Below are 6,393 nucleotides of genomic sequence, written 5' to 3' on the forward strand. Positions count from 1 at the left end.
TATGGAGGCGGGCGCCACTGGACCGTGGAATAAGCGGAATAATCTCGGTCCGATGCCGGCGGGCCTGAACCCGACACGTTCACCTAGTTACGGTTTTGATTCGTTTCAGTTTTTTCCCAATTTTGTCATTATTTTTGGTGCCTCGGGCTTTACCACCCACGCCCACTGGCCAACTGGTCCTCACTCTCACATTATTGAGGTCGATATGTATTTTCGGCCGCCGACAAGCCATAAAGAACGGCTTGGTCAGGAGTTAACGGTCACTTTTCTCAATGACATTATTTTAGAGGATGCGAGCCCCCTTGAGGGAATGCAGGCGATGTTGAATAGTCGTGCGGTGAAGGAATTCCACTTAAATGACGAGGAAATATTGGTGCGGCATTTACATAAAACGGTTGCCGATTTGGTGCGTGAAGGTGAGCAAGGTGGCGGGGTGGAAAAATGACGATGTTATTACCAGACGCTTTTTCAGCTTTAGCGCATTTAGTTGATGAGTGGGCGATTGAAGACGGCCATCAGCGTTACTTAAAAAGAGTCAGCTGTACGATGGATAAAATCCTCGCGTTCTACAACGAGGTTTTCCCTCATGCCGAGAATGCCGTTGCCTATATAAATCAGTACGACTACCAGCAAGCCTTGCCACCTGATGTGGCTAATCTTCGCAATCTTATGTACTCGCTAATTACGGTGTCACTTGCGGTAGAGCTATGGGGGCAGCCTCGGGTGAAGCATTCAGCGAATACCATTCTCACTCGGCTAAGTTAACTCTTTACCAGCGCTGGATAATACTATGGCAATTAAAATTGATCATCTCACCCCGTATATCGGTAGTGAGATTAAATGCGATGTCGACAGCTTGCTTAGCGGCAGCGAGGCAGAGGCGATACGCGCTGTTTTAGAAGAGCGTGGTGTGGTGTTTTTTCGCGGCTTAGAAATAAACGATGAGCAGCAAGTCGCGATAGCCAGAACCCTTGGTAATATTGTTGAAAGCGAGGGTAAGGACGGAATATATAAAATTTCCCTCGATAAAGGCGTAAACCAGCGAGCTGAGTACTTGAAGGGTTCCTTGTTCTGGCACTTTGATGGGTCTCTGCAGCCCCGGCCAAATTACGCTGCGATGTTGCGTGCGATAAAATTATCTGCGGTCGGTGGGCAGACTGAGTTTTGTAATACGTACGCGGCCTTTGATGATTTACCAGAGGCAGAAAAGCGCGAAATATCGACCTTGCGAGCGATACATAGTGCTGAGCGCTCCCAGTACTATGTGACCCCGGAAATGAGTTATGAGGAGGTCAAATTTTGGCAGCAGTCACCGAGTAAATCTTGCCCACTGGTGTGGACGCATCAGTCGGGACGCAAATCCCTATTGGTCGGAGCAACCGCAGACTATGTTGAGGGCCTGAGCGTCGAAGCCAGTCGCGCTTTGCTGGCTCGCTTGCGGGACTGGGCTACTCAGCCTAAATATGTTTATCGCCACGAGTGGCAGGTGGGAGACCTGCTTATATGGAACAACACCGGCACGATGCACCGCGCGCTGCCCTACCCTGAGGACGGCGGGCGGCTAATGCATCGCACAATCTTAGCGGGCGAGGAAGAATTGCATTAATAGCGCTTTCCTCAGTGTGCGTCAGCGTTTTTGGTAATTAACTCGCGATAGGGCTTAAGCGCTTGGTAAGCCAATAGCGCTGCGGCAGGGCATAGCACTGCGGGCATTGCCGCTAAGGAGTAACGGAGCGCAGCATCGTCAGCAAACACGAAGTCGGTTAGCGAGGCGACAATCGTCGGGCCGAGGGCAAGGCCAAAAAGGTTGGCAAAAAACAGCGACAGCGCGCTGACCTGGGCTTTCATTCGGTTGGGCGTGACCATTTGTAACGCGGTAATTCCGGGGCCATAAAACCCGTTCAATAAAAACAGGGTAGGGCAAGCGAGTAATATGGCCATTTCGGGTGTTGCGCTGAGGGGGCCGGCAATTGCCGGAACGGCGAGCACGCAGGGGATAATCAGCAGCATGCGGGCTGGCGCATCAATCATACCGCGCTTCACCATGGGCTGTACCAGCCAGCCGATGACAATCGCACCTAGGCTGCCGGCGACGATGTAGAGCAAGCCAAACTGGGTTCCCGCGGCCTCGCGCGGTACGCCATAGCTGCGAATCATAAACTCGATAAACCACGCAAGGGTGCCATAGGTCATCATGGTAAGAAGCGCGTTTGCACCCATCACACCGATATAAATACGACGGTGCTGTTTTAAATGTGCCCAGCACTCCTTAATACTGGAATCGTTGGTTTTAACGGGATCGCGGTCAAGACGGCGGGTGGGCTCTTTGACGAAGCTGAGCAACATCACTATGAGTAGGCCGGGGGCGCCGACGCAAATAAAGGTCATTTGCCAGGGGTTGACGTGGCCAAAGAGAGGCAGTATCGCGCCGTTTGTGGCAGCGAAATACTTGTAAACAAAACCGCCGATAATAGAGGATAAACCGCCGCCAATGGTGACGCCGAGGCTGTAAATAGCGAAGGCGCGGGCTTGCTTCTCCGGCGGAAAATAATCCGACAGCATTGAAAATGCGGGGGGGGATAGCGCCGCTTCGCCAACACCAACGCCGATGCGTGCAACAAATAACATGACGACATTGCGCGCCAAACCACACAGGCAGCACATGATACTCCAGAAGAAAATGCCGATTGTGATAATCCATTTACGGTTGCTTTGATCGGCGAGGCGGGCGATAGGAATGCCCAGTGCAATATAAAACATTGAAAAGGCGAAACCGTGAAGCAAACTGTATTGGAAATCCGAAATTTGTAAGTCTTGGCGAATTGGGCCAATGAGTACCGCCATTACATTGCGATCGATAAACGACAATATATAGGCGGCAAGCAATACCCCTAGGGCGTAGTAGGCTGATGGCAGTACTTGCTCTGCATCGGCCGTTGAATTCGCGTGCTTGGCCGCTGGATTGTTCATTATTGTCTCCAGTGTGTGATGGTTAAAACTAAATCGATATTATGGAAAATAAATTGTCAATTACGTCGTGTTTGCCAGCGCATACATTGTGCGCTATCTGGCACTTGGGCCTTACCATTGTTGGTCGTGATGTCCCCGCTCCGCTAAATAAAGCCTTGTAAATTGGCGGGGTCGACACGACTTTCTCGCAAATTTAGTGGCTTGCGCCAGCGCAAATTTGCGGGAGTCTTTCAAGTGCCAGTGCTTCGGTATTAAAACTAACACTACCACAATAATAGCGGTGCAAGAGGACTGTCGTCCAGTGCTGCGCGCGCCGTAGAAGGGCTAAGTGATTAGGTGTTTTGAGTGGGGTGCTACAGACAATAAAAATGCCCCTTTAAATAGTTGACGATTTATCAGTTTATGTGGTTAAAATAGGCCGTAGAATCTTCTGCAGCGTGCGCCGGTATTGCGGCGGCCGGGGCACGGAAATTACGTAAAGTGCAGAACCGAGTGGTGGTTGGCTTGGCAATATTAGAAATGTCGGGGCTGTGTAGTGGACCTTCTTTAATACTGGTTCGGCTTATTGGAGCCCAAGCCCAAGCCCAGTGGGCGCTTTGTTTTCGATATCTTGCTGATGTGAGTTTTTGCATAAAGTATAAAATCGAGAGCGAGCATTGATGTCGTGCAGCGTAACGTAATTCGGCAGGGCAGTTTACCCGTTGATATAGTCGCTTAGTTGTTGGGTCTTTATGCGCCGTTAGAATAACGAAAATTTAATCTCTGGCTAGGGGGTGGTGGCTGAACTCTTCGCAGCTACAGCTTCACTTGGTTTGCAATGCCGATATTTTGAATAGTATGTTGATTTAGTATTTACCTTTACTGGCTCGATTAGCTTTTTGGGTTAAAAAGAATAATTTATAGGAGTGAGACAATATGGACATTACACAATTGCGTAATTCGCTATTACAGCCAGCGATTTTTGTTTCGGGTACATTGTTGCTGCACAGCTCGGTCACTGCTGAGGAAACTCAAAAAGCGCGAACTGGACTCGAAGAGGTTGTTGTTACGGCACAGCGTCGATCGGAAAGCGCCCAGGATGTTCCTATTTCGATAACGGCATTCAGTCAAGATCAACTCTCTCGATCCAATGTAACCAATGCTAGTGATTTGGCTACCTATACACCGTCCCTAAGCATGAACTCAACACTTGGCAATGAGAATGCAACATTCTCTTTGCGAGGCTTCAACCAGACAATTCGTACCGCGCCAACGGTAGCGACTTATTTCGCGGAAGTAGTCGCGCCGCGGGGTGCTATTGCGCAGCCTTCTGGTGATGGGGCCGGGCCAGGCTACTTCTTTGACCTCGCGAATGTTCAGGTCTTAAAAGGACCGCAGGGTACCCTGTTCGGACGTAACTCCACGGGTGGCGCAGTGTTGTTGGTGCCAAACAAGCCAAGTGATGAGCTAGAGGGTTTTGTGCAGATAGCCACCGGCGATTATTCCGAGCGGCAAGTGCAGTTGGCGTTGAATGTGCCACTAAGCGACAGTATTAAAATCCGCGTGGGTATCGACACAAAAGACCGCGATGGCTACTTTAATAATTTCAGTGGTATCGGCCCAGATGATATGGGTAACGTGGGTTACACCGCGGTGCGGCTCGGCCTGGTGTGGGACATCACCGACAGTGTGGAAAACTACACCATTCTAAATTTTGTGGATTCAGAAACCAACGGTTACACCCAAAGGCTGGCGGTTTGTAACCCTGACCCTACCGCTATATTTTATTCTACTGCCGGTGTTGGCTGCCAAGGCCAGCTAGATGAAGAGGCCGCAAGAGGGCAAACCGGTTTTTACGATGTGACCAGCAGTGTCAAAACGGCGATTAGTGTGATCAAAGAAGAACGCTTGATCAATACCACCGTCTGGAGTATCAATGACTCCCTCACCTTTACCAATATTCTTGCCTACGCCCATCTCGAAACATTAAATGGCGCAAATGTTTTTGGTACCTACTTTAGAGAAAGTTACACCACAGCGGGTGTTGCTATCCCTCTACCGGGTGCACCCGCCGGTGACCCAAGTCGGGAATTTGCGACTGGCACCTCAATTGTCCGGCCCGATATACCAACCGCCAGTCAGGCGACCATGGTTGAAGAAATGCGTATTCAGGGTAGTTCATTGAGCGAAAGACTGTTTTGGCAGGCTGGTTTGTATTACGAAAATAGTCAGCCAGATGGTTTCTCCGGCAATACCGCGGCTGGCTTGATTTATTGTGACATCAGGACCTTGGAGAGTCTCGATAGCTCGACCTGGAATTGTAATGATCCTTTAAACGGCACGCTTGGCGGCGTGCTCGTGAATGAGTCTAAGTATGAATTTATCAGTAAAGCCGTTTACAGCCAGGCGAGCTACGATATTCTTGATACCCTGACCCTTACTCTTGGTGCGCGCTTTACCGAAGATGAGTCTTCTGGTGAAGGGCACAAAAAGCGCTATGCCTTTACCGGTACTGTTGTTCAGGCGCCGGTTACCTCGTCAAACTCGCCAACGGTTATCAGCAGAGAGCCAACGGGTGTTGTCGAGTTAAATTACAAGCCTGAACTAGACGTTATGGACGCCATGGTTTATGCCAAGTACGTAAAGGGCTATCGCCAAGGCGGTATTAACCTCTCGGCGGACCCGGGCATCGATACCTTTGAGCCGGAATACATAAGCACCTATGAAATTGGCGCCAAAACCAGTTTCGAAGGCTTGATTCCCGGTCGGCTAAACATTGCCTATTTCGACAATGAGCTGACGGACGCCCAGGCCCAAGTGGGTTATTTGTCGCCCACCTCGGGGACGACAACCACTATCGCGAATATAGGTAAGGCGACAGTAAAAGGCTTTGAGCTGGAGGCCACATTAGCACCGACGGATGGGCTCCTTTTGAACCTGTCCTATTCGAAGCTTGATACTGAGGTGCTTGAGCAGGCCAGTATCGACAAGCAAGCTGTTGTTGATGCAGTGACCGCCGCCTCGGGGAATCCGGTATCAGGACAAGTCTCGGGCGAAACCCTAACGCCGGCTGAAAATGTGGGCGATGAAATGCGCTTCGCTGCGGACTCGGCTTGGGTGGCGTCAGCTCGTTACACCCTCCCGACACCGGCAAACTGGGGCTTACTCGAAGTGGGCGCAACCTACGTTTATACAGGCGAAATGCGTACCGCGGCCAGCGGCACTACGCCAAATGATAAGTTAGACGACTATAGCATTATGAACCTGAATGCCGGATGGTACGGTGTACTTGGAAGCGGTGTCGACGTCACTATTTACGGCACCAATATTCGTAATGAGGAATACATTACCTTTTCATCTGGAACCTACAATCAGCTCAGCTTTGACTCTGTAAATACCGGTCTGCCGCGAATGGTTGGTGCAAGTTTAAAATATAATTTCTGA

At 50.3% G+C, this 6,393-nt stretch carries 5 protein-coding genes; 4 read left to right on the forward strand and 1 reads right to left on the reverse strand.

Annotation, left to right across the window (positions count from 1 at the left end; genetic code table 11):
- From ABYT30_RS13935 to ABYT30_RS13945, 3 genes are all read left to right on the forward strand, one after another.
- Positions 1-445: RHO alpha subunit C-terminal catalytic domain-containing protein (locus tag ABYT30_RS13935; protein WP_373097078.1), on the forward strand; the 445-nt coding region annotated here is incomplete at its 5' end.
- Positions 442-765 carry a hypothetical protein gene (locus ABYT30_RS13940; RefSeq protein WP_373097080.1) on the forward strand — a complete coding sequence of 108 codons (324 nt, stop codon included), beginning with the start codon at positions 442-444 and terminating at the stop codon, positions 763-765. The genes ABYT30_RS13935 and ABYT30_RS13940, both read left to right, overlap by 4 nt.
- A gap of 25 nt (positions 766-790) precedes the next feature.
- A complete protein-coding gene (locus tag ABYT30_RS13945; RefSeq protein WP_373097082.1) occupies positions 791-1,606 on the forward strand; it encodes a TauD/TfdA dioxygenase family protein in 816 nt (271 codons plus the stop codon).
- Positions 1,607-1,617: 11 nt separating this feature from the next.
- On the opposite strand, the gene ABYT30_RS13950 is transcribed toward ABYT30_RS13945, so the two are convergent.
- Entirely contained in the window at positions 1,618-2,970 is a 1,353-nt protein-coding gene (locus ABYT30_RS13950) for a spinster family MFS transporter (RefSeq protein ID WP_373097084.1), read from the reverse strand.
- 915 nt (positions 2,971-3,885) lie between these two features.
- Between ABYT30_RS13950 and ABYT30_RS13955 the strand changes: the two genes are divergently transcribed.
- The gene (locus tag ABYT30_RS13955; RefSeq protein WP_373097086.1) at positions 3,886-6,393 is read left to right on the forward strand and encodes a TonB-dependent receptor; all 2,508 of its coding nucleotides are present in this window, start codon (positions 3,886-3,888) and stop codon (positions 6,391-6,393) included.

This window comes from Zhongshania sp., from assembly GCF_041623545.1.
Classification (GTDB): Bacteria; Pseudomonadota; Gammaproteobacteria; order Pseudomonadales; family Spongiibacteraceae; genus Spongiibacter.